Source organism: Stappia sp. (assembly GCF_965276915.1).
Taxonomy (GTDB): domain Bacteria; phylum Pseudomonadota; class Alphaproteobacteria; order Rhizobiales; family Stappiaceae; genus Stappia.
The window spans coordinates 244,384-266,294 of sequence record NZ_OZ255709.1; the positions used below are offsets into that span (position 1 = coordinate 244,384).

Sequence of the window (21,911 nt, forward strand, 5' to 3'; positions counted from 1 at the left end):
TTTTTCGAAAATCTTGCGCGAGAATTGTCGCAAATGAGTCAAACGGCGCCCCTTCGGGCGCCGTTTTCGCTTCGTCCGGGACTGTCGCGGAGCACTCAGGCGGCGCTCTGTTCCCCGTAGCTGTCGCGGATGCTGGTCAGGAAACCCCCGACCTGGGCGTGCAGCGTGCCCGACAGTTCGGCAAGCTCGGCTGTCGCGCCGCGGATCTGGTCGGTGGCGTTGCGGGTGCTGCTGCTTGCCCGCGCCAGATCGTCCATGCTTGAGGCGACACTCTCGGTGTTCTGGGTGGCGAACTCGACGCTCTGGGTGATTTCCCCGGTTGCCGACATCTGCTTCTGCACGGCGCCGAGGATCGTGTCGGAGATCGCGTTGATGCGCTCCACCGTGCCGGCGATCGAGCGGATCGCGCCGACCGCCTGCTCGGACACCTGCTGCACCGCCTCGACCTGCTGCGAGATATCCTCGGTCGCCCGCGAGGTCTGGCCGGCGAGTGTCTTCACCTCGTTTGCAACCACCGCGAAGCCGCGTCCCATCTCGCCGGCACGGGCCGCCTCGATCGTCGCGTTGAGCGCCAGGAGGTTGGTCTGGTCGGCGATTTGTTTAATCAGGTCAACAACTTCCCCGATGGCCCGGCCGCTGTCGGCAAGCCGTCCGACGATCGCGTCGGTGGAGCGCGATTCCTCCACCGCCGCCCGCGCCATCGCCGCCGCCTGCTCCATTTCCCGGCCGATCGACAGGATCGACTGGGTCATCTCCTCGGCCGCCTCCGCCGCCGTCGAGACGGAACTCGTCGCCTGCATCGAGGAGCCCGACGCCTGCTCGACGGCGTTTCCGGCGACCTCGACAGCGCCGTCCAGATCGTTGGAAAGTCCTGCCACGCGGCCGGCCGCATCGCCGAGCCGGTGCACCACACCGACCACGGTTTCCTCGAACTCCGCCGCCACCTGGCGCAATGTCTCCCCGCGCTGCAGGGCCATGCGTTCCTGCTGCTCCAGCGTGCGGCGTGCGTCCTGCTCGGCCTTTTCCGCCAGCTTCACCCGGAAATCGGCGACCGAGCGGGCGATGGCGCCAATCTCGTCGCCGCGCTCCGCCCCGGCTATGGTGATGTCGAAATCCCCGCCCGACAGCGCCACCAGGCCCTTTTGCAAGGCCTTCAGCGGCCGCCGCACGCCCAGCGCCAGCCAGAAGGCCAGCGCCAGGAAGGCGATGCCGACGGGCAGGCAGACCAGCGCGATTTCCAGCATCTGCCCCAGGATAAGCCCGTCGAGCTTGGCCGTCGCCGTCGGCCCGAGAAACTCCGGCGCCTGTGCCGGGTCGCCAAGGGCCGTGACCAGCGATGTTCGGAAGACATAGAAGGCATAGCCGGTTCCCCCCAGCATGATCAGGGCGGCGGTCGCCACCATCAGGAGGAAACGGCCCAGAACAGTCAGGGACCAGGGTGTCGGGCGGCTGGATGTCATCTCGGGAACCTTGCGCGGTTGGGTGCCGGAAGAGTTCCAGAAAATCGTGAAAAATTAGGTAATTACGTAGGAGCCCGGATACCGTCGCGTCAGCGGCGGCAGCGCGCGTGCCGGTCGGCTCATTCGACCTGCCGGAAATCGTCGACGCGGCCATTGGCCGGGGCAAGGGGTGCGCCCTGGACGATCAACCTGTATTGCGGCGTATCGGCAACCGGCTCGTTGCGTGCATCCTCGCCCCCCGCCAGAACCGTCTCCGGCGCTCCCTGTCGGCCGGTCAGGACGATGAAGTTGGGATCGTCCTCGACGCCCTCGAAGGCAAAGGCGCCGGACGATCCGAGGATCCGGGCAATCGAGCGTTCCGCAAAGAAGGCGATCTTCCGCCGGCCGGGCCAGGTGAAGCCGATCCCGTCGCCGGAGCGCAACCGTCGCCGCGTGCCTTCAACGTCCGGGCCGTAGGATGTGTAGCCGCCATTCTCGTCGAGAAACACGTCCCAGACATCGACATAGATCGCGTTGCTGGCATCGACCCGCTGCTTGGCGACGGTGTTGATATGGCTGAAATCGGCGCGCCGTGCCTGACCCTTCGGCGGCGGCAGGCCGACCCAGACCATCGGCGTGCGCTGCGCACGGGTCGCGGAGATGAGCGCCCCCACGCGCCGGTCGTAGGCAGCGTTCCATTCCTCCGACCGGAACCCGGCCGTCCCCGTTGCCGCCTCGATATCGCTCACGTCATGCGACCCGATCAGCGCCACCACGACAGCGACCTTGCGCCCCTGGACGATGCCGCGGATACGGTCGCCCAGATCGCCCGTGCCGCCGCCGGCGAGCCCGACATCGTCGAGCACGAGACTGTCGACACGCACCGAGGCAACCTCCGAATAGGTTGCCTCCAGGCCTTCGGCGAGTTCTCCGGCCAGCGAATCGCCAACCACCAGAACCACGCGCGCATCCGCTTCCTTGGGCACCTCGACGATCACGGGTCGGGCCGGCTCGCGCGGTTGCTGGATCCGCTCACGCGGGTTCCGCTCCTTGATCCGCACCCGCTGGCGGCGGTTCTCGACGCCGAACAGCCGGAACAGCGGCGTCAGCGGGTGAAAACCGCTGCCCGTCGTGTCGCCGGGTCGCACGATCGGCCGCCCGTCCTGGGCGCTCGCCGGAGACGCAAGACCCAGCGACCCGGCAAGAAGCACCGCCAGAAACACGGCAAGCAGGCGGCCGGCAGCCCGCCGGCACACGCAATGCATGCCGCGCCAGGCAGAACCGGTTCCGGTGGAGTGATCCTTGATCATGGCCCGATCCTAGCGGAAGCGCTGCCCCGCTCCAAGCGCCCAGCGCATCGCGGCCCCGCCCGACTGCAGCCGCTCAGCGCCCCGAGCGAATGTGGTCCAGCAAGGCGACGGAGGCATAGCCGTCGGGGATCAGGCCCGCCGACTTCTGGTAGGAGCGGATGCCGCGCCGCGTCGCCGGTCCCACCCGCCCGTCGGCGGTCCCGACGGAGAAGCCGCGCCTGTTCAGCAGGGTCTGCAGTTCTTCCGTCTGCGGCCGCGACAGCGGAAGCGCGTCCCGCTGCCAGGGCTGGACAAACGGCTCGCCGCCACGGATGCGATCGGAAAGGTGACCGACGCCGAGCGCATAGGCGGTGGCGTTGTTGTAGCGCTTGATCACGTAGAAATTGCGCAGCATCAGGAAGGCCGGGCCCGAGGCCCCGGCCGGCAGCACCAGTTCGGCATCGTCGGAAGGGCGCGGGAAGTTGCGGCCGCCGGTGCGGAGGATGCCGAGCCGGGCCCAGTCGCCGAGGTTCTTCTCGGTATCCACATGGGAATAGTCGAACCCGCGCGGCAGCACGACTTCGTAGCCCCAGGTCTTGCCGCCCTGCCAGCCGTGCCGCTTCAGGTAGTTCGCGGTCGAGGCCAATGCGTCCGGGATGCTGGTCCAGATGTCATGGCGACCGTCCCCGTCATAGTCGGAGGAATACTGCTTCCAGCTGGAGGGCATGAACTGCGTATGTCCCATGGCCCCGGCCCAGGAACCTTCCATCCGGTCGGGCGCGACATGTCCGTCATCGATGATCTTCAGCGCGGTGACGAGCTCGCGCGTCCAGAAATCCTGCCGTCGCGGCGCGGCATAGGCAAGCGTCGCCAGTGCGCGCACCACATAGTGCTCGCCCATGAACGACCCGTAATTCGTTTCCATGCCCCAGATCGCGACCACCGCCTCCCGGTCAACCCCGTAGCGGGCCTCGATCGCCGCCAGCTCGCGGGCATAGGTGGTGAGCATCTCGCGCCCCTTTTCCACCCTGCTGTCGGAGACCGCGCTGTCGAGATAGTCCCAGATCGGCTTGACGAATTCCGACTGCTTGTTCATCAGCCGGATCGTGTCGGGATCGGGCGTCACACCCTGGAATGCCCGCTGGTAGGTGTTCCTCGAAACGCCCGCTTCCCGCGCCACCGGCCAGAACCGGTCCACCCATCGGTCGAAGGCGACATCGGAAAGCGCAGGCGTTCCTCCGCTCGCAAGGGCCATCAGCCCGAGCGCCAGCACGGCCGGCAACCGGCCGCCTCCGGCGGCGTGGCGGATCGCGGCCCGGGTTGTTCGCAAGAAAGACATCGACACTCCTGATCGTCCCATGGCGCGGTGGCGCTGGCGCGTTCCGCGCAGTACCGTCCGCATTCGCCCCCCCAGGCGCCCCGGATACTGTGTTCCTGCCGGCGCTTGCGCGCTCTTGCCGAATGCACGGCGCCGGCCGGACGGGTCAATGGCGGAAGCGCAGACCCGCCTCGATCGTGTTCGAATCATAACCCGACCCCGCCGTGCTCGACGTGAAGCGGCGATATGTGTAGCGCCCCTGCAAGGCGACGTTCGATGTCAGCGCCCAGGTCAGCGCGGTGGTGGCGCGCGTTTCCTGCTCGGTCAGCACGACGCCGGTGTAGTCCCGCCAGGAATAGCCCACGCCCACTTCGCTGCTCAACGCGTCGGAGAACCCGTGCGCGAGGCGGATATCGCCGGAATAGATAACGGAGCCGGGAGTGCCGGCAATCGTCGAGGGCGAGAAATCGGTGCTCGCCAGCGCTGTCACCGTCGTCAGCCTGGTCGGAGACCAGACCAGCGACCCGTCGATCGTCAGTCCTTCCAGCTTCGCCAGGCGCTTGTCGTCCAGCGTCTCGCTGCGCCAGCCGATGGCGATGTCGCCGCTGATCTTGCCGCCATTGTCAAAGGCAACGCCGGCGCGCAGTCCGTACCCTCGCGAATCGCGGTCCGCGCAAAGGGTGAGATCCGGACACTTTTCGAAGTAGTGCCGGCCAAGCACGCTGGCCTCGGCAAAGGGTGTGGCGAAAGCCCCCGTATTGCCTTCCACCCGCAGGGTGACGGTGGCAAGCGCGTTGTCCCGCTCGCGGCTGGCGACCGCGCCGCCAGCGCCGCTGTAGAGCGTTGAATCGACCCGGCCGCGCAGTTCCGCGCCGACAAGGCCCAGATCGTGGCGCAGCGCCAGACCGGCCCCGACCTCGTGGATATCCTGGTCGCCGCCGGTCGATTCCGCCGTGCCGCGATCCTGCAGGGCAAGCCCGTAACGGGCTTCGACATCGACCTCGCTTCGGTCTCCCAGTTCAAGCGTCAGCAAGGCGTCCGTCGTCACGCTCGGATCCGCCTCGAGATTGCCGCCGCCCGGATAGTCGATATAGCTGCCGCGAAAGTTGACGCCGAGACGGTGACGGTTCCACTCGGACTGGATCCGCAAGGACGGCGCGACCCGGTAAGTCGCCCCGCCGGTGCCGGTCGCATCGCCCGCCTGGTTGTCGGTCCAGCCCAACCCCGTGAAGAGCTCAGGATACAACAGGAAGGACCCGACGCGGATACCGCGGGGTGCGTCCCGGGTCGTCTCCCCGTCATAAACCGTTTCCGCCAGCGTGCCCCCGCCCACATTCGCCGTCCGCCGCTGCACCGCGCGCAGGCGCTCGGCAAACGGCTGCACCGGGCGCACCCGCCCGACATCGGCAAGCGCCTCGGCCTCCTCGCCCGCATCCGTCCCGATCCCGGAAATAGTGCCACGGGTCCCCGTGTCTCCATTGCCAGCCGAGCCGGTCTGCCCGGACTGGGAACCCGTGCCCTGCTCGGCATCGGTCGCGTCCTGCAGTCCCCCCTCATCGCCAAAGCCGCCGCGCAGGCTGCTGTCCTGCGCCATCGCGGGCGCGTACGGCATGGCCGGCGCTGCAAGCAGCGCAAGCGCAGCAAGGACTGGGGAAAGGTACCGCTTCATCGTCGACCCGATTGGAATGCGGGCGCATGCGGCCCACTTTGGCCATGATAATGGTCTGTTAAGGTTAACGGAGAGTTGCGCCGCGACCGGCGTCTACCCCCTCAAGGCTCCCGCACTTGCCGCATCCGGCCGGGAGGGCTATGAGGGCTCATTCCAACATGGACACCGCAATGACCCTCACCGCCGCCCCTCAGCCAGCGCCCGTCACCGGAACCGAAACCGCCAGTGAAGCGGACCTCCGTTCGGCCGGCCGGTCTGCCGTGCGCACGATCGTCACGGAAGTGGCCGGGCTCGAGGCGCTGCGCGAGGCGTTGGAGAACGGGCTTTCCGCCCCCTTCGCCCGCGCCGTCGAGACGATCGTCGCCGCGCGCGGCCGGGTGATCGTGACCGGCGTCGGCAAGAGCGGCCATGTCGGGGCCAAGATCGCCGCGACCTTCGCCTCCACCGGAACCCCGGCTTCCTTCGTTCATGCGACGGAGGCAAGCCATGGCGACCTCGGCATGATCACCGACAATGATGTCGTGCTGGCCTTGTCCTGGTCGGGCGAGACGCAGGAACTGGGCCCGACCATTGCCTATACGCGGCGCTTCAAGGTGCCGCTTGTGGCCATCACGTCGCGCGCCGAAAGCGCGCTCGGCACGGCGGCGGACATCGTGCTGGCGCTGCCCAAGGTCGAGGAGGCCTGCCCGCACGGCCTTGCCCCGACCACCTCGACGATCCTGCAGATGGCGACCGGCGACGCGCTGGCCATCGCCCTGCTCGAGGCGCGCGGCTTCACTGCCCTCGATTTCAAGACCTACCACCCGGGCGGGCGCCTGGGCTCCAGCCTCCTGCACGCCCGCGACATCATGCATTCGGGCGACAAGCTGCCGCTGGCGGGCGCCGAGACCGCGATGCGCGACGCCATCGTCCTGATCACCCAGAAGGGCTTCGGCGTGCTCGGCATCGTCGACGAGGCCGGCGCTCTGGCCGGCATCATCACCGACGGCGACCTGCGCCGCCACCTGAGCCACGACTTCCTCGACAAGACCGCGCAGCAGGTGATGACCCACGCTCCCAAGACGATCCCGGCCGACATGCTGGTCGCCTCCGCCATGGAGTTCATCAACCGCTCGTCGATCACCGCCGTCTTCGTGGTCGACGACGGACGGCCGGTCGGCATCATCCACCTGCACGATCTGCTCCGCCACGGCGTCGCCTGACCCTGTCTCGCCGACGGAAACGCGTTCCGGCAATTAGGTCTCTGTTAACCCTAACGTATTTTCGGGCCGCCCACGGCCATTCTTTGGCCGCGCTTAGGGATTGATTAGCCACGCCGCGCCTATGATCTCTCCGGGTCCGCAAACGGGCCGAACTGTTCCGGAGAGTATCAGCGTCATGGATCTCGGCTCGATCATTGGCATTTGCGCGGCGTTCGCGGTGGTTTTCGTTGCCATTCTTCTTGGCGGCAGCCTCACCCAGTTTATCGATGTTCCCTCGATCCTGATCGTCATCGGCGGCGGCTTCGCGGCAACGCTTGTCCGCTTTCCGCTGGCCGGCATCGGCAGCGCCTTCGTCGTCGGCGGCAAGGTCGCCTTCACCCACAAGAAGGCAAGCCCCCGCGATCTCATCGAGGAAATCGGCAGCCTCGCCGACACGGTGCGCAAGTCCGGCCCGCTCGGCCTCGAGAATGTCGAGGTCAGCGATCCGACACTCGCCAAGGGCGTGCAGTACATCGCCGACGGTTACGAGGCCGACTTCATCAAGGAGACGATGGAGCGCGACCGCGACCTCTATCTCGACCGCCTCCAGGAAGGCCGCAAGATATTCAAGGCGCTTGGCGACTCCGCCCCCGCCTTCGGCATGATCGGCACGCTGGTCGGCCTCGTGCAGATGCTTGCCACCATGGACGACCCCTCGACCATCGGCCCCTCGATGGCCATCGCCCTGCTGACCACGCTCTACGGCGCGCTGATCGCCAACGTCGTCTGCCTGCCGCTGGTCGACAAGCTCGATTCCAAGTTCGAGGTCGAGGAGGTCAACCAGACCCTCGTGATCGACGGTGTCCTGCAGATCCGCGAGAACAAGAGCCCGGCGCTGATCCGCGACATGCTGATCGCCTACCTGCCGGAAAAGGCGCGCGCCGAGTTCGCTGAAGCCGCCTGAGGCGGAAACGGAGACGTCGATATGGCAAAACGCAAACAGGCTGCCGGCGGCGCCCCGGAATGGCTGGTGACATTCGCCGACCTGATGTCGCTACTCGTCTGCTTCTTCGTGCTGATCATCTCCTTCTCCATTCAGGACAAGCAGAAGCTGCAGGTGGTCGCGGGCTCGATGCGCGAGGCTTTCGGCGTCAAGGAGACGGCCCGCCGGACCGGTATCATCGAGGTCGAGGGCATCCCGATCCGCGACTACATGAAGGACATCACCCAGGTTCCCGAGGAGCTGGATTCGGACTTCGCCGCCGAGCGCCACGAGAAGCGGCGCAAGCAGGGGGCGGAAGCCAACACCCATGACGTGCGCGAAGCCGACATCGAGCATCCCCGCCAGTTCGCCACAGCCGCCGCCTCGCTACGCCAGGCCTGGCAGGAAATGCCCGACATCACGGAGATTTCCTCGAACATCATCCTGGAAGAGACGGAAGAGGGCCTCAACGTCACCCTGGTCGACCAGGACGGACGCTCGATGTTCCCGGAAGGCTCCAAGTACCCTTACGAGATCACCAGGCGGCTGCTCGCCAAGATGGCGCCGGTCATCGCCCGCATGCCGAACCGCATCCAGGTCACCGGCCACACCACCTCGGGCGGCATGACGATCAATCCCGGCTACACCAACTGGGAACTGTCCGCCGACCGGGCCAATGCCGCACGCCAGATCCTGTCCGAATACGGCATCCCGCAGGACCGCTTCTACGGCGTGGTCGGCAAGGCGGATACCGAGCCGCTGTTTCCCAACGACCCCTATCTGGCGGCCAACCGCCGGATAGGCATCCTCCTGATGCGCGAGGCGCCGCCGATCCCGCTCGGGCACAATCCCTGAACCGAACGGCCTTCAGGACAAGCGAGCTTGCGATCCGGGCGCTCGCCCGGACGAACGGGACGGGATCAGGTCCGCGATTCCGCCAGGGCGACGACCAGTGTGGCGCCGTCGACACCCGCGATGGCGATCCGCGTTCCCGCCGGACAGTCCGGTCCGCGCACCCGCCACACCGTGTCGTCGATCCCGACCGTGCCCTCGCCATTGCTGATCGGCGCGGCCAGGACGAACTCGCGGCCGATCAGGCGATCGGCCCGGCGGTTGAGGTTGGGATCGCCGCCCTCGTTGCCCTTGCGGCTCATCACCATGCGGCCGGCGATCATGCTGGCCACGGACAGAACGCCGAAAAGAACCAGCGCCAGCTGCCATGGGATGTCGACGACGATCGCGAGCGTGCCCACGATGATCGCTGCAAGGCCGAACCAGAGGAAGAAGGTGCCGGGAGCCAGCACCTCGAGCCCGAGCAGCAACAGGCCGACGATCCACCAGATCCAGGGACCCAGCTCGTGCACCAGCCGTTCGACGATGCTCATGCACGGTCCTCGCCGCCACGCTCGCCGTTGCCGGTATTGGGAACGGCGGCCGCACGGGCACGGGCCCGGTTGTCGGGACCGAACGCTTCCTTGGCGATCTCGGCAATACCGGTGAGCGACCCGAGCACGGCGGTGGTTTCCGTCGGCAGGATCAGGAGCTTCTGGTTGGGCGAGCGGGCAAACTGGCCGAGCGCCTCGACATACTTGTTGGCGACGAAATAGTTGATCGCCTGCATGTCGCCGGCGGCGATCGCCTCGCTGACCATGAGCGTCGCCTTGGCTTCGGCTTCGGCGGCGCGCTCACGCGCCTCGGCATCGCGAAAGGCGGCCTCGCGCCGGCCCTCGGCCTCCAGGATCAGCGACTGCTTCTCGCCTTCCGCCTGCAGGATCTCCGACTGGCGCTTGCCTTCCGCCTCGAGGATCGACGCGCGCTTCTCGCGCTCCGCCTTCATCTGCCGGCCCATTGCCTCGACCAGGTCGCGCGGCGGATTGATGTCCTTTATCTCGATGCGGGTCATCTTGATGCCCCAGGGCGAGGCGGCCGCATCCACCACCCGCAGCAACCGGGCATTGATCTCGTCGCGGTTGGACAGCAACTCGTCGAGATCCATCGAACCCATGACCGAACGGATGTTGGTCATGGTCAGGTTGAGGATGGCGTTCTCCAGCCCCGAGACCTCGTAGGCGGCGCGCGCCGCGTCGAGCACCTGGTAGAAGGTGACGCCGTCGGCGCTCACCGTGGCATTGTCCCGGGTGATGACTTCCTGCGTGGGAACGTCGAGCACCTGCTCCATCATGTTGATCTGGTGACCGACGCGGTCGACGAACGGCACGATGATGTTGAGGCCCGGCGTCAGCGTCTTGCGATACCGGCCGAAGCGCTCGACGGTGTAGTTGAAGCCCTGCGGCACCGTCTTGATGCCGGCAATGACGACAAGAACGAGCAGCACAAGCAGCACAAGTACAAGAATATCAAACCCGAACAGATCCACACCTTCGAGCATCGACGTCATCCTTTTCCTGCGCTGCGCCGGCACCACGCCACGCGCGATTGAGGCCTTCGGGCGCGCAAAGACGCCCGGCAGGCCGGATCCCGCTGCAACATGTACGCGCTCGCGCGCGATGCGCAAGCACAAGACGCATCAATGGACGAAACGTCGAGGAAGCCCGGACGGGCATGCCCGACTAGGGCGTGGTCAGATCCAGCCGGAGAGTTCGCGGCGCACGATCGCGTCGATCACCTCCATGCCCGGCCCGCTGTCGTTCAGGCAGGGTATGTGGGCGAACTTCTCGCCGCCGTTTTCATGGAAGATCTCTCCCGCCTCGCCGGCGATTTCCTCCAGCGTCTCGAGGCAGTCGGCCACGAAACCGGGATTGATCACGGCGATGCGCTTCATGCCCGAAACGGCCAGCGCCTCGACCGTCTTGTCCGTATAGGGCTGCAGCCATTCTTCCGGCCCGAAACGCGACTGGAAGGTGATCCGCAGCCGGTCTTCCGGCCAGCCGAGCCGCTCGCGCAACAGCCGCGTCGTCTTGTGGCAGTGGCAGTGATACGGATCGCCCTTGCGAAAATAGGACTGCGGAATCCCGTGAAACGAGGCGAGCACCGTCTCCGGCTCGAAATCGAGCCCGGCGAGCGCCGTCTCGATCGAGGTCGCGAGCGCATCAATGTAGACCGGATCGTCGTGATAGGGGGGCACGGTGCGCAGCGCCGGCTGCCAGCGCAGCTTGAGGAGCTCCTTGAACACCACATCGTTCACCGTCGCCGTCGTCGAGGCCGAATACTGGGGATAGAGCGGGAACACGAGCAGGCGGTCGCAGCCTTGCGCGCGCAGGTGCTCGAGCCTGGAGGCGATCGACGGATTGCCGTAGCGCATCGCCCAGTCGACGACGATCCTGTCCCCCGCCCCGGCCAGCACCGCGGAGAGCTTGTCCGACTGCGATCGGGTGATGGTCCGCAGCGGGGACTCGTCGAGTTCCTTGTTCCAGATTTCCTCGTACGCCTTGCCCGACTTCTGCGGGCGCGTGTTCAGGACGATGCCGAACAGGATCGGGTACCAGAGCGCCTTCGGCCATTCGATGACACGCTTGTCCGTCAGGAACTCCTTCAGGTAACGGCGCATGGACCTGTAGTCGGTGCCGTCCGGTGTCCCCAGATTGACCAGCAGGACGCCGACCTTGCCGGACCTGACCTTCGGATGGTCCGCAGGCAGCCGCAAGCTGCGCATTTCCTGCGCCCGGGACGCATCGGCGCCGGCCGTGCGGTCGATATCGGCCGTGTTCTTGTTGACGGTCATGCTGTCCATTTGGCTCCCGGTCGAAAGATCGTTCTGCTGAAGCCGCACATAAGGCACGCCGCCAGCATGGTCCATAGCTTGGGGTCAGGACCCATTAAATAGGCGGACATGGTCGGAGCGAATTTGCGCGGAGGCAAGGAGCAAGGCCGCGGGAAGGCTGAAGCCTTTCAAGGCCTTGCGACGCTGACGCCCGTGCAAATTCGCCCGATTCGAAGGACGTTCGACCTGACGGCGATCTGCCGCGTCAAAGCTCTCGACCGGGGCGCCAACCCCGCTCTTCGAGCTTTTCCTTGCATCTCTTGTCATATCGAACGCCATTTTCGCCAATTTAATGGGTTTTGATCTAAGCCTACTACGCGCAAACCGCCGGGCAGGATTTGCGCCATCCGCGACAGCCTGACGCACCGGCTGCATCACGGGAGATGCCGGCCGACAGAGGCAGCCGTTAACCGGGCCTTCAGCGGTATCGGCGACATTGATGAAATTACGAAGTTTTCCCGTACGGGCGCAGGTCTTCCGGACCCCGGCGCCGGGAATGGCAGGGGAAGAAGTCTACCGTGAGATCGCAGAAGGTCCTGCTCATTGACGACAGCGCGTTCACCCGACGCCTGATCCGGGGAATGCTCAAGGATCTGGGTTTTGCCAGCATCAGCGAGGCGCAGAACGGCGCCGTTGCCGAAAAACTCCTGCGTACCCACCGTTTCGACGTCATCCTTGTCGACTGGCGCATGCCGACACAGGACGGTGCAGCCTTCCTGGCCAATCTGCGCGCCAGTTCAAACGCACAGACCGCCATGACCCCCGTCATCGTCATCAGTGCCCATGTCGACCTGTCGCTGCTGGAAAAGGCTGCAGAACTCGGTGCCCGTTCGGTCGTCGTCAAGCCGTTTTCGGTCAGCGTCCTCAAGTCGCATGTCGATGCGGCAACCGGCGTCGCGGAACAGCCGCGCGGCGCGCCGCCGGAACCGGAGCCGCCTGCCGTCGAGGAAGACCCCTTCGAGATCGTCTATCTTTGATCCCGGCGCGCGCAGCGCCGCCGGAGCGGGGCGACAGGCTCCGCAGCGCTCACTCGGCGCGGTAACGCTCGGCGACCCTGAACCAGAATTCGATGATCGTATGCAGCACCTGGCTCATTCCGGCCAGGCTGTCCGCCTTCGTCACCACCGCGTTGGCACCCGCCGCGTAGGCGCGGCGAATCGTGACCGGATCGTCGGCGGTGGTGAACACGCAGACAGGCACCGCGCTCAATGTCGGATGCGCCCGCAACTTGCCCAGGAACTCGGTCCCGTTCATCACCGGCAGATTGAGATCGAGGAGAATCAGGTCGGGAGCCGGGAGGCCGCTGTCGGCAGCCTCGTTCAGGATCGACAGTGCCTGCGCGCCATCGGCGGCCGTCGTCAGACGGACCGGTATCGCCGAGGCACCCAGCGACTGGGTGATGATCCGCACGTCATCAGGGTCGTCCTCCACCAGAAGGACGGCGGCGCCATCCTGGTCACTAGCCCTGTCATCCTGCATCGCATCACCCGCCGGTCCGGGGCTGGCGGCAAGGGCCGCGCAACCGCATGTCGCGTTCCTGCATAGGATAGAGGCGAATGGCAGCGCAAGGGCGGAAAACCGACAGAGCCGTCTTCAGCGTCCGTTCGGCTCGTTCCGCCGGCCGTCTCAAGCGTCGTATTTGCGCTCGTCGGATATGACCTTGCCGTCATTGGGAAGCGCGCCCGGGGCGACCCGTTCCACGGACCCGGCCAGTTTGGTGATCTCGCGAAGCGACGCCGCAATGGCAGTGTCCAGGCCATCGGCGGGCCCCTCGACCTCATAGGCCAGGCGCATCACGTCCTGCTCGGCCTTGCGCTCGACGATGAGACGCGCCCTGGCGATTTCAGGGTGACGGCCGAGCACCTGCGCCACCTGCTTGGGATCGACGAACATGCCCTTGACCTTGGTCCGCTGGTCGGCGCGGCCCATCCAGCCCTTCAGGCGCATATTTGTCCGCCCGCAGGCCGAGCGGCCGGCGAGCACCGCCGACAGGTCCCCCGTTCCGAAGCGGATCAGAGGATAGGCACTGTTGAAGGTGGTCACGACGAGTTCGCCGACCTCGCCGTCGGGCACCGGCGTGTCCGAACCCGGGCGCACGATCTCGACGATCATGTTCTCGTTCACGACCATCCCCTCGTCGATCACCGATTCATAGGCGATCACGCCAAGGTCGGCCGTCGCATAGGCCTGGAACACGTCGACGCCGCGCGCCGCATACTCGGCCCGCAGGCTCGGGAACAGCGCCCCGCCGGAAACGATCGCCTTGCGGATGGAAGAGACATCGCGGCCAAGCTCGGCCGCCTTGTCGAGGATCACCTTGAGATAATCGGGCGTTCCCGCATAGCCGGTCGGCCTCAGCGTCGCGATCGCATCGACCTGCGTCTCGGTATTGCCGACCCCGGCGGGAAACACGGCACAGCCGAGCGCACGCGCGCCGTGATCGAGAATGAAGCCGCCAGGCGTCAGGTGATAGGAGAGCGCATTGTGCACGATGTCGCCGGGGCGGAACCCGGCCGCGAAAAAGGCGCGCGCCGCGTTCCAGGGATCGGTGCCCTCGCCCTGCGGCTCCCAGATCGGCCCGGGAGACATGAAGATGCGCCCCATGGCGGAGACCGGAGCGGCCGCGAAGCCGCCGAACGGAGGATTTGCCGCCTGCGCGGCCATCAGGTCCGGCTTGCGCAGCACCGGCAACCGGGCCAGCGCCGCGCGGTCGGTGACCGCAGCCGCGTCCGCGCCGGAAAGATGGGCGGCCCAGCCCGGCGCATTGGCCATCGCGTGACCGACCTGGCCAGGCAACCGTGCGAAGAGATCCGCGTCGCGCTCGTCCGGGTCCCGGATCTCAAGAGTGTCAAAATGCTCTGCGCTCATGACACAGTCCTCGTGCGTTGCATCGCTTGCGGGAAAGCGGGGGTGTTGCCCGCCCTTGCGGCGCGCCCTTCCCGTCTGGCGTTCAGTCTGTTCCTGGGCGGCGCGGAGGCGGAGGCGTCAGGCCAGCCAGCGCTTGCGCCGCTTGTAATGCTTCACGTTTCGGAAGGACTTGCGGCCCTCGCCACCGACGCCAAGATAGAATTCCTTGACGTCCTCGTTCTCGCGCAGCGCCTTGGCATCGCCGTCGAGCACGATACGGCCCGATTCCAGGATGTAGCCGTAGGTCGCATAGCGCAGCGCGACATTGGTGTTCTGCTCGGCCAGCAGGAAGGAAACGCCCTCTTTCTGGTTGAGCTCCTTGACGATCTCGAAAATCTCTTCGACCAACTGCGGTGCAAGCCCCATCGACGGCTCGTCGAGCAGGATCATGTTCGGCTTGCTCATCAAGGCGCGGCCGATGGCGCACATCTGCTGCTCGCCGCCCGATGTGTAGCCCGCCTGGCTGGACCGGCGCTCGCGCAGCCGGGGAAAATAGGCATAGACCTTTTCCAGGTCCTGCTTGATCGCGGCCGCCCCGTCCCGTCGCGTGAACGCTCCGGTCAGGAGATTTTCCTCGATGCTCAGATGGCCGAAGCAATGCCGGCCCTCCATGACCTGGATGCAGCCGCGCTTGACCAGGTCGTTGGGCGACAGCGACTGGACCTGTTCGCCCTTGAAGACGATGCTGCCCTTCGTGACGTCGCCGCGCTCGGCCCCGAGCAGGTTCGACACCGCCTTCAGCGTTGTCGTCTTGCCGGCGCCGTTGGCTCCGAGGAGGGCAACGATGCCCCCCTCGGGAACGGTGAGCGACACGCCCTTCAACACCAGGATGACGTGGTTGTAGATCACCTCGATGTTGTTCACCGAAAGGATCGCCGAAGCGGACGTCTCGCTCATGCCTGTCTCCACTCCTTGGGAGGACAACCGATCAGGATCAGTTGCAATCCCGGGGGGTGATGTTGTTTTCCGCCGCGTATGCCGCGGAATCCGCCTCGATCAGCGGGGCGATGACATCGCGATCGGGCTCGATGCCGGACGCGATCACCTTCCAGTCGCCGCCTGCCGCATCCCACTGCTGGATGAGGACCGTGCCGGGATCGGAGTGAACGGCGCAGGACATCTTCACCGGATAGGTGAAGTTCGGCAGGCCGAGTTCGGCAAGCCGCTCCTCGGTGACGTCGAGAGCCTCGAAGCCTTCGCGCACATCCTTGCCGATGATCTCGTTCGAGCCCTTGATCTCCATCCCCTTGCGGATCGCCTCGACGGTCCACACGGCGGCGATCAGGCCACGATTGTAGAGAACCTCGCCGACACGCTCGCGGTCGCCGGCGCCCTTGCCGGCATCGTAGACCTTCTCGATGATTTCCTGGTGCAGCGGGAATTCAGCACCCGGTGCGTGGAAGGTCGCCGACAGGTAGCCGTTGGCACCTTCGCCCGCGGGCAGCACGTCCTGCTCCGAACCGGCCCACCAGTTGCCGATGAAGCGGTCCATCGGATAGCGCACCGAGGAGGCTTCCTTAACGGCAACCTGATTCATCACGCCCCAGCCCCACATGAAGACCCAGTCCGGGTTCATGCGACGGATCTGCAGCCATGTCGCCTTCTGCTCCTGGCCCGGATGGTCGACCGGCAGCAGTTCCAGCTTGAAGCCGTGCTTGGCGGCAAGCTCCTCGAGCGTGCGGATCGGCTCCTTGCCATAGGCGGAGTTGTGATAGACGAGCGCGATCGTCTTGCCCTTGAGGTCCTCGGCGCTGCCCTCGATCGCGGCTGCGTAGTTGACCATGCCGGACGCGGCATCCCAGTAGGTGCCCGGGAAGTTGAAGATCCACGGGAAGATCTTGCCGTTGGCGGCCGAGGTGCGGCCGTAGCCCATCGTGAAGATCGGGATCTCGTCGACCGCGGCCTTCGGGATGATCTGGTAGGTGATGCCCGTCGACAGCGGCTGGTAGACCAGCGCCTTGCTCTCGCCCTGTCCCTTGGTGTTCTCGTAGCACTCCACGCCCTGCTGGGTGTTGTAGGCCGTCTCGCACTCGATGAAGTTGATGCTGGCGCCGTTGATGCCGCCGTCACGCTCCTGCAGGAGCTTGAAGTAGTCGGCATAGCCGTTGGCGAAGGGAATGCCGCCCGGCGCATAGGGGCCGGTACGGTAGACGAGCGACGGAATGGTCAGCTCGTAGGCCTGGGCCGTCGTCACCGCGACCGGCGATGCGATCGCGAGCGCGGCGAGGCCGGCCGTGAGATGCTTCAGTTTCATGTCGTTTCCTCCCTTGGAACAGGACATTGGGCAGTCAGCTGGGCGGACGTTGGTTGTCTTGTCTCGCGCCGCCTCAGTACGGGAAGGGCCACAACCTCAGCTTCTCCTTGGCGATCTGCCAGAGCCGGGCAAGGCCGTGCGGCTCCACGATCAGGAAGAAGATGATGAGAAGGCCCATCAACAGGATTTCCACATGCTTGGCCATGACCGGCATCAGGCCCAGCCCGTCGACCATGAAGTTCTTGAGGAAGATCGGCAGCAGCACCAGGAAGGCCGCTCCCATGAACGAACCGACGATCGACCCCAGCCCGCCGATGATCACCATGAACAGCACCAGGAACGAGACGTTGATGCCGAACACCTCGCCGACCTCGACGGCGCCGAGATAGATGGTGAACAGAAGCGATCCCGCCATGCCGATATAGAAGGACGACACGGCGAAGGCCGACAGCTTGGTCATCAGCGGCCGCACGCCGATCAGCTCAGCGGCGATGTCCATGTCGCGGATCGCCATCCAGTTGCGGCCGAGCCGGCCGCGCACAAGGTTCTTGGCAACCAGCGCGGAAACGGTCAGGAATGTCAGGCAGAAGAGATACTTGACCCAGGTCTGCGCCGATGCGCCGGTGAGCACGAAACCGAACAGCTCGCGCTCCGGCGCCGAGATCTGGCCGGTGGCCGAGTAGTTGTAGAACCAGCCGACCTTGTTGAAGAGCCAGACAAGGAAGAACTGCGCGGCCAGCGTCGCCACCGCCAGGTAGAACCCCTTGATGCGCAAGCTGGGCAGGCCGAAGGCGACGCCGACCGCGGCCGTCATGCCGCCCGACAGGAGCACGACGAGGATCATGCTCATCTCCGGGAAGGACGTCATCAGCTTGTAGGATGCATAGGCGCCCACCGCCATGAAGCCGCCGGTTCCCAGCGAGATCTGCCCGCAATAGCCGACCAGGATGTTGAGGCCGAGCGCCGCCATGCCGTAGATCAAGAGCGGCAGCAGCACGGCATTGGTCCAGTAGTCGTTGACGAAGAACGGCACGACGAGGAAGGCAACCGCGAGGAACGCCCACACCACATAGCGGTCCTGGGCGATCGGGAAGATCCCCTGGTCCGCCTGGTAGGTGGTCTTGAACTGACCGGCTTCACGATAGAGCATGTGTCCTGAACCCTTCTTGAGCGGAGCCTTGCGTCAGACGCGTTCGATGATGCGCTCGCCGAACAGGCCCTGCGGACGCACCAGCAGGAAGGCAAGGGCGAGCATGTAGGCGAACCAGTTCTCGATCGCGCCGCCGACCATCGGGCCGACATAGATCTCGGCCAGCTTCTCGCCGACGCCGATGATCAGGCCGCCGACAATGGCGCCGGGGATCGAGGTGAACCCGCCCAGGATGAGAACCGGCAACGCCTTCAGCGCGATCAGCGACAGCGAGAACTGGACGCCCGATTTCGTGCCCCAGAGCGTGCCGGCGACCAGCGCCACGAAACCGGCGACCGACCACACGATGACCCAGATGGTCTGCAGCGAGATGCCGACGGAAAGCGCCGCCTGATGGTCGTCGGCAACGGCGCGGAGCGCGCGGCCGATGCGCGTCTTCTGGAAGAAGATCGCCAGGAACCCGACCAGCACCGCGGCGATCAGAGCCGCAAACACTTCAAGCTTCTCGATATAGATGTTGAACTGGTCGAGCATGAAGTCCGAGGCGCCCGACGGCAGCCCGATGTCGAGCACCTTGACGTCCGATCCCCAGACGATGTCGCCGACGCCTTCCAGCACATAGGCGAGACCGATCGTCGCCATGAACAGGATGATCGGCTCCTGGTTGACCAGATGACGGAGCACGAAGCGCTCCACCGCCCAGGCGACGGCGACCATGACGCCGACGGTGAGCATGAAGGCGATCGGCCAGGGCAGCGACGTCTTCTCGATGATGCCGGCAAAGGTGAGCGCCGCGAACAGGCACATCACGCCCTGGGCGAAGTTGAAGATGCCCGACGCCTTGAAGATCAGCACGAAGCCGAGCGCGACAAGCGAGTACATGACGCCGGCCATCAGGCCCGACAGGATAGTCTCAACCAGAAACGACATCCCGGATCCCTCAGTTTTCGTGCGGAACGCCGAGATAGGCGTCGATCACATCCTGGTTAGACTGCACCTCCTCGGGAGGTCCGTCGGCGATCTTGCGGCCGTAGTCGAGCACCACGACCCGGTCCGACAGGTCCATCACCACGCCCATGTCGTGCTCGATCAGGGCGATCGTCGTGCCGAATTGCTGGTTCACGTCGAGGATGAAGCGGCTCATGTCCTCCTTCTCCTCCAGGTTCATGCCGGCCATCGGCTCGTCGAGGAGAAGCAGCTCCGGCTCCATCGCCAGCGCGCGGGCAAGCTCGACGCGCTTCTGCAAACCGTAGGGCAGGCGCCCGACCGGCGTCTTGCGGATCGCCTGGATCTCGAGGAAATCGATGATCTCCTCGACCTTGCGGCGATGCTCGTTCTCCTCCCTGAGCGCGGGCCCCCAGTGGAGGCACTGCCAGAGGAAGTTCTTGTGCATCTTCAGGCCGCGGCCGGTCATGATGTTGTCCAGCGTCGTCATGCCCTTGAACAGGGCGACGTTCTGGAACGTGCGGGCGATGCCGTTGCTGGCCGCCTCGTAGGGCTTCATCTTGCGCCGCACCTTGCCGCGCCAGGTGATCGTGCCTTCCTGCGGATGGTAGAAGCCGTTGATGACGTTGAGCATCGACGTCTTGCCTGCGCCGTTCGGGCCGATGATGGCGCGCACCTCGCCCTTGACGATGTCGAAGGAGATGTCGGTGATCGCCTTCACGCCGCCGAAGGCCAGCGACACGTTGTCGACGCGCAGCAGCACCTCGCCCTTGGTCAGTCCGGAGTGCCCTGCCATGCCGGCGGGATCGACAAAGGCGTTCATTCCGCCGCCTCCTTCATGCCGCCGGACTGGGCCGGGTAGAGTTCCATGTCATGGATCGCGACAGTCGCCTCGATCCCACCCTTGCGCCCGTCCTCGAACGTCACCTCGGTGCGCACGTGCTTGCTGGTCGAACCGTCGTAGAGCGCCTCGATCAGCGGCTGGTACCGCTCCGCGATGAAGGAGCGGCGCACCTTCTGCGTCCGCGTCAGCTCGCCGTCATCGGCGTCGAGCTCCTTGTGCAGGACGAGGAAACGCTTGATCTGGCCGCCGGCCATCATCGGCTCGGACGCCAGGTCCCGGTTCACCTGGTCGACATGTCCCCGGATCATCTCGTAGACATGGGGATGGGCGGCAAGCTCCTGGTAGGACGCATAGTTGACATTGTTGCGCTCGGCCCAGGAACCGACGGCCGTCAGGTCGATATTGACGAACACGCCGCAGAAGTCCCGGCCGTCGCCAAAGGCCACGACTTCCTTCACGTTGGGGAAGAATTTCAGCTTGTTCTCGATGTATTTCGGCGCGAACAGCGAGCCGTCCGAGAGCTTGCCGACATCCTTGGCCCGGTCGATGATCTTCAGGTGGCCGTTGTCGGCGATGAAGCCGGCATCGCCGGTCAGCACCCAGCCGTCCTCGGTCTTGGTCGAGCGCGTCGCCTCGTCATTCTTGTAATAGCCGACAAAGACGCCGGGCGAGCGGTAGTGAACCTCGCCGTTCTCCGCGATCCTCAGTTCGACATCGGGAGCCGGCATGCCGACCGTGTCGCCATAGATCTCGCCATCGGGCTGCATGGTGATATAGACGCTGGCTTCCGTCTGGCCGTAGAGCTGCTTCAGGTTGAGCCCAAGCGAGCGATAGAAACGGAAGATTTCCGGGCCGATCGCCTCGCCGGCCGTATAGCCGACCTTGAGGCGCGTGAAGCCCATCTGGTTCTTCAGCGGACCGTAGACGAACAGGTCGCCGAGGCGATAGAGAAGCCGGTCGCCGAAACCGACCTCTTCGCCGTTGAGGATCTGCTCGCCGACCCGGCGGGCAACCCCCATGAAGAAGTCGAACATCTTCTTCTTGATCCGGCCCGCATCCTCCATCCGCACCATGATATGCGTGAGGAGCCCCTCGAACACACGCGGCGGCGCGAAGAAATAGGTCGGCGCGATCTCGCGCCGGTCCGACAGGACGGTTTCGAGATTCTCCGGGCAGTTGACGCAGTAGCCGGCGCAATAGGCCTGGGCGAGCGAGAACACATGGTCGCCGATCCATGCCATCGGCAGATAGGCAAGGGTTTCCTCGGTCTCGTTCAGGGCGTCGAACTTGTTGCCGTTGCGCGCCGAAATGACGAGATTGTCGAAGGACAGCATCACGCCCTTGGGGCGGCCGGTCGTGCCCGACGTGTAGAGCATGACGGCAATGTCGGCGCCCTTGGCGGCGGCGATGCCCTCAAGCCAGGCCGCCGCGCGGGCCGGGTCACCCTCAAGCGCCTTGCGGCCGGCGGCCTGCAATCCCTCGAAGGAATGAAGCCGGCTGTGATCGTAATCGATCAGACCGCGCGGATCGTCGTAGATGACCTGCTCCAGATGCGGCAGGCTTTCCGACATGGACAGAAGCTTGTCGACCTGCTCCTGGTCCTCGACGCAGGCGAAGCGGACCTCTGCGTGCTCGAGCACGAAGGCCATTTCCTCCGCCACGGAGTCCGAGTAGAGCGGCACCGGCACGCCGCCGAGCGACTGTACCGCGACCATCGACCAGTACAGTCGCGGCCGGTTGGCGCCGACGATGGCGATCTTGTCGCCATGCTTGAAGCCGACGTCCTGAAGGCCGATGGCGAAGGTGCGGATTTCCTCCAACACCTGCGACCATGTCCATGCCTGCCAGATTCCGAGATCCTTCTCGCGCATCGACGGCCGGTCCGCAAAGACACGGGCATTGCGCAGCAGGATTTTCGGAAAGGTGTCCTCGTCGAGGCGCTCGACGACGGGCGACCCTGCCATTGCGTTTCTTCCCCTCTGGACGCCCCGATTGTTCGGGATCGTTCGTTGTAACGCCACCAGACTATCACAGTCCCGGTCCATCAAGCCCTTCTCTCTTCTTGGAGACTGACGGGCGATTGACGCAGAGTAGCGCTCGACGGCAACGCTAAGCGAGCAGCGTTGCGCCAGTATGTGCCAATTGCAACGAATTGTTTCAGCGCTGCCCCCGACGTTTTTGCAATCGACAGCGTGACGGGCGTGCATAAACT

At 65.4% G+C, this 21,911-nt stretch carries 19 protein-coding genes; 4 read left to right on the plus strand and 15 right to left on the minus strand.

Features of this window, described 5'->3' with window-relative positions; genetic code table 11:
- Window positions 1-95: 95 nt before the first annotated feature.
- The 4 genes from ACQY46_RS01105 to ACQY46_RS01120 all read right to left on the minus strand — a co-directional run bounded on the left by ACQY46_RS01105 (window position 96) and on the right by ACQY46_RS01120 (window position 5,658).
- Window positions 96-1,460 carry a methyl-accepting chemotaxis protein gene (locus tag ACQY46_RS01105; protein WP_428698481.1) on the minus strand — a complete coding sequence of 455 codons (1,365 nt, stop codon included), beginning with the start codon at window positions 1,458-1,460 and terminating at the stop codon, window positions 96-98.
- 119 nt (window positions 1,461-1,579) lie between these two features.
- Window positions 1,580-2,749, minus strand: coding sequence for an SGNH/GDSL hydrolase family protein (locus ACQY46_RS01110; protein WP_428698482.1), 1,170 nt, complete (start codon window positions 2,747-2,749; stop codon window positions 1,580-1,582).
- Between the two features lie 73 nt (window positions 2,750-2,822).
- Window positions 2,823-4,067, minus strand: a complete 1,245-nt coding sequence (locus tag ACQY46_RS01115) for a lytic murein transglycosylase (RefSeq protein WP_428698483.1) — start codon at window positions 4,065-4,067, stop codon at window positions 2,823-2,825.
- Window positions 4,068-4,212: 145 nt separating this feature from the next.
- Window positions 4,213-5,658 (minus strand): outer membrane beta-barrel protein, encoded by a 1,446-nt coding sequence (locus ACQY46_RS01120; protein ID WP_428698484.1) that lies wholly within the window; start codon window positions 5,656-5,658, stop codon window positions 4,213-4,215.
- Between the two features lie 227 nt (window positions 5,659-5,885).
- Between ACQY46_RS01120 and ACQY46_RS01125 the strand changes: the two genes are divergently transcribed.
- The 3 genes from ACQY46_RS01125 (at window position 5,886) to ACQY46_RS01135 (ending at window position 8,733) form a co-directional block, all read left to right on the plus strand.
- The gene (locus tag ACQY46_RS01125; protein ID WP_428698485.1) at window positions 5,886-6,917 is read left to right on the plus strand and encodes a KpsF/GutQ family sugar-phosphate isomerase; all 1,032 of its coding nucleotides are present in this window, start codon (window positions 5,886-5,888) and stop codon (window positions 6,915-6,917) included.
- Window positions 6,918-7,092: 175 nt separating this feature from the next.
- A complete protein-coding gene (locus ACQY46_RS01130) occupies window positions 7,093-7,860 on the plus strand; it encodes a motility protein A (RefSeq protein WP_428698486.1) in 768 nt (255 codons plus the stop codon).
- Between the two features lie 21 nt (window positions 7,861-7,881).
- The gene (locus ACQY46_RS01135) at window positions 7,882-8,733 is read left to right on the plus strand and encodes a flagellar motor protein MotB (RefSeq protein WP_428698487.1); all 852 of its coding nucleotides are present in this window, start codon (window positions 7,882-7,884) and stop codon (window positions 8,731-8,733) included.
- 65 nt (window positions 8,734-8,798) lie between these two features.
- On the opposite strand, the gene ACQY46_RS01140 is transcribed toward ACQY46_RS01135, so the two are convergent.
- From ACQY46_RS01140 to hemH, 3 genes are all read right to left on the minus strand, one after another.
- Window positions 8,799-9,263 carry an NfeD family protein gene (locus ACQY46_RS01140; protein ID WP_428698488.1) on the minus strand — a complete coding sequence of 155 codons (465 nt, stop codon included), beginning with the start codon at window positions 9,261-9,263 and terminating at the stop codon, window positions 8,799-8,801.
- On the minus strand, window positions 9,260-10,267 hold the full coding sequence (locus tag ACQY46_RS01145; RefSeq protein ID WP_428698490.1) for an SPFH domain-containing protein: 1,008 nt from the start codon (window positions 10,265-10,267) through the stop codon (window positions 9,260-9,262). The genes ACQY46_RS01140 and ACQY46_RS01145 overlap by 4 nt, the downstream gene beginning before the upstream one ends.
- 192 nt (window positions 10,268-10,459) lie before the next feature.
- On the minus strand, window positions 10,460-11,491 hold the full coding sequence (gene hemH / locus ACQY46_RS01150) for a ferrochelatase (RefSeq protein ID WP_428700383.1): 1,032 nt from the start codon (window positions 11,489-11,491) through the stop codon (window positions 10,460-10,462).
- A 626-nt stretch (window positions 11,492-12,117) separates the two neighbouring features.
- Here hemH and ACQY46_RS01155 point away from each other — a divergent pair.
- Window positions 12,118-12,576 carry a response regulator gene (locus ACQY46_RS01155; protein ID WP_428698491.1) on the plus strand — a complete coding sequence of 153 codons (459 nt, stop codon included), beginning with the start codon at window positions 12,118-12,120 and terminating at the stop codon, window positions 12,574-12,576.
- A gap of 49 nt (window positions 12,577-12,625) precedes the next feature.
- Here ACQY46_RS01155 and ACQY46_RS01160 read toward each other — a convergent pair whose 3' ends face one another.
- The 8 genes from ACQY46_RS01160 to ACQY46_RS01195 form a co-directional block, all read right to left on the minus strand.
- Window positions 12,626-13,078 (minus strand): response regulator, encoded by a 453-nt coding sequence (locus ACQY46_RS01160; protein WP_306027903.1) that lies wholly within the window; start codon window positions 13,076-13,078, stop codon window positions 12,626-12,628.
- Between the two features lie 147 nt (window positions 13,079-13,225).
- Window positions 13,226-14,467 carry a phenylacetate--CoA ligase family protein gene (locus ACQY46_RS01165; RefSeq protein WP_428698492.1) on the minus strand — a complete coding sequence of 414 codons (1,242 nt, stop codon included), beginning with the start codon at window positions 14,465-14,467 and terminating at the stop codon, window positions 13,226-13,228.
- A gap of 117 nt (window positions 14,468-14,584) precedes the next feature.
- Entirely contained in the window at window positions 14,585-15,403 is an 819-nt protein-coding gene (locus ACQY46_RS01170) for an ABC transporter ATP-binding protein (RefSeq protein WP_428698493.1), read from the minus strand.
- Between the two features lie 37 nt (window positions 15,404-15,440).
- On the minus strand, window positions 15,441-16,760 hold the full coding sequence (locus ACQY46_RS01175; protein ID WP_428698494.1) for an ABC transporter substrate-binding protein: 1,320 nt from the start codon (window positions 16,758-16,760) through the stop codon (window positions 15,441-15,443).
- Window positions 16,761-16,833: 73 nt separating this feature from the next.
- The gene (locus ACQY46_RS01180) at window positions 16,834-17,910 is read right to left on the minus strand and encodes a branched-chain amino acid ABC transporter permease (RefSeq protein ID WP_428698495.1); all 1,077 of its coding nucleotides are present in this window, start codon (window positions 17,908-17,910) and stop codon (window positions 16,834-16,836) included.
- 33 nt (window positions 17,911-17,943) lie between these two features.
- On the minus strand, window positions 17,944-18,840 hold the full coding sequence (locus tag ACQY46_RS01185; protein ID WP_428698496.1) for a branched-chain amino acid ABC transporter permease: 897 nt from the start codon (window positions 18,838-18,840) through the stop codon (window positions 17,944-17,946).
- A 10-nt stretch (window positions 18,841-18,850) separates the two neighbouring features.
- Entirely contained in the window at window positions 18,851-19,678 is an 828-nt protein-coding gene (locus tag ACQY46_RS01190; protein ID WP_428698497.1) for an ABC transporter ATP-binding protein, read from the minus strand.
- Window positions 19,675-21,663: an AMP-binding protein gene (locus ACQY46_RS01195; protein WP_428698498.1), complete on the minus strand. Its 1,989-nt coding sequence runs from the start codon at window positions 21,661-21,663 to the stop codon at window positions 19,675-19,677. Before ACQY46_RS01195 ends, ACQY46_RS01190 begins: the two co-directional genes overlap by 4 nt.
- Window positions 21,664-21,911 lie beyond the last annotated feature (248 nt).

What these genes read in the sequence shown, in the direction of transcription:
- ACQY46_RS01195 (WP_428698498.1), bottom strand. Translation starts at nt 21,663, where the DNA reads ATGGCAGGGTCGCCCGTCGTCGAGCGCCTCGACGAGGACACCTTTCCG.
- ACQY46_RS01185 (WP_428698496.1), bottom strand. Translation starts at nt 18,840, where the DNA reads ATGTCGTTTCTGGTTGAGACTATCCTGTCGGGCCTGATGGCCGGCGTC.
- ACQY46_RS01180 (WP_428698495.1), bottom strand. Translation starts at nt 17,910, where the DNA reads ATGCTCTATCGTGAAGCCGGTCAGTTCAAGACCACCTACCAGGCGGAC.
- ACQY46_RS01175 (WP_428698494.1), bottom strand. Translation starts at nt 16,760, where the DNA reads ATGAAACTGAAGCATCTCACGGCCGGCCTCGCCGCGCTCGCGATCGCA.
- ACQY46_RS01115 (WP_428698483.1), bottom strand. Translation starts at nt 4,067, where the DNA reads ATGTCTTTCTTGCGAACAACCCGGGCCGCGATCCGCCACGCCGCCGGA.
- ACQY46_RS01140 (WP_428698488.1), bottom strand. Translation starts at nt 9,263, where the DNA reads ATGAGCATCGTCGAACGGCTGGTGCACGAGCTGGGTCCCTGGATCTGG.
- ACQY46_RS01130 (WP_428698486.1), top strand. Translation starts at nt 7,093, where the DNA reads ATGGATCTCGGCTCGATCATTGGCATTTGCGCGGCGTTCGCGGTGGTT.
- ACQY46_RS01125 (WP_428698485.1), top strand. Translation starts at nt 5,886, where the DNA reads ATGACCCTCACCGCCGCCCCTCAGCCAGCGCCCGTCACCGGAACCGAA.
- ACQY46_RS01135 (WP_428698487.1), top strand. Translation starts at nt 7,882, where the DNA reads ATGGCAAAACGCAAACAGGCTGCCGGCGGCGCCCCGGAATGGCTGGTG.
- ACQY46_RS01160 (WP_306027903.1), bottom strand. Translation starts at nt 13,078, where the DNA reads ATGCAGGATGACAGGGCTAGTGACCAGGATGGCGCCGCCGTCCTTCTG.
- ACQY46_RS01190 (WP_428698497.1), bottom strand. Translation starts at nt 19,678, where the DNA reads ATGAACGCCTTTGTCGATCCCGCCGGCATGGCAGGGCACTCCGGACTG.
- ACQY46_RS01170 (WP_428698493.1), bottom strand. Translation starts at nt 15,403, where the DNA reads ATGAGCGAGACGTCCGCTTCGGCGATCCTTTCGGTGAACAACATCGAG.
- ACQY46_RS01105 (WP_428698481.1), bottom strand. Translation starts at nt 1,460, where the DNA reads ATGACATCCAGCCGCCCGACACCCTGGTCCCTGACTGTTCTGGGCCGT.
- ACQY46_RS01165 (WP_428698492.1), bottom strand. Translation starts at nt 14,467, where the DNA reads ATGAGCGCAGAGCATTTTGACACTCTTGAGATCCGGGACCCGGACGAG.
- hemH (WP_428700383.1), bottom strand. Translation starts at nt 11,491, where the DNA reads ATGCGCAGCTTGCGGCTGCCTGCGGACCATCCGAAGGTCAGGTCCGGC.
- ACQY46_RS01145 (WP_428698490.1), bottom strand. Translation starts at nt 10,267, where the DNA reads ATGCTCGAAGGTGTGGATCTGTTCGGGTTTGATATTCTTGTACTTGTG.
- ACQY46_RS01120 (WP_428698484.1), bottom strand. Translation starts at nt 5,658, where the DNA reads ATGCCGTACGCGCCCGCGATGGCGCAGGACAGCAGCCTGCGCGGCGGC.
- ACQY46_RS01110 (WP_428698482.1), bottom strand. Translation starts at nt 2,749, where the DNA reads ATGATCAAGGATCACTCCACCGGAACCGGTTCTGCCTGGCGCGGCATG.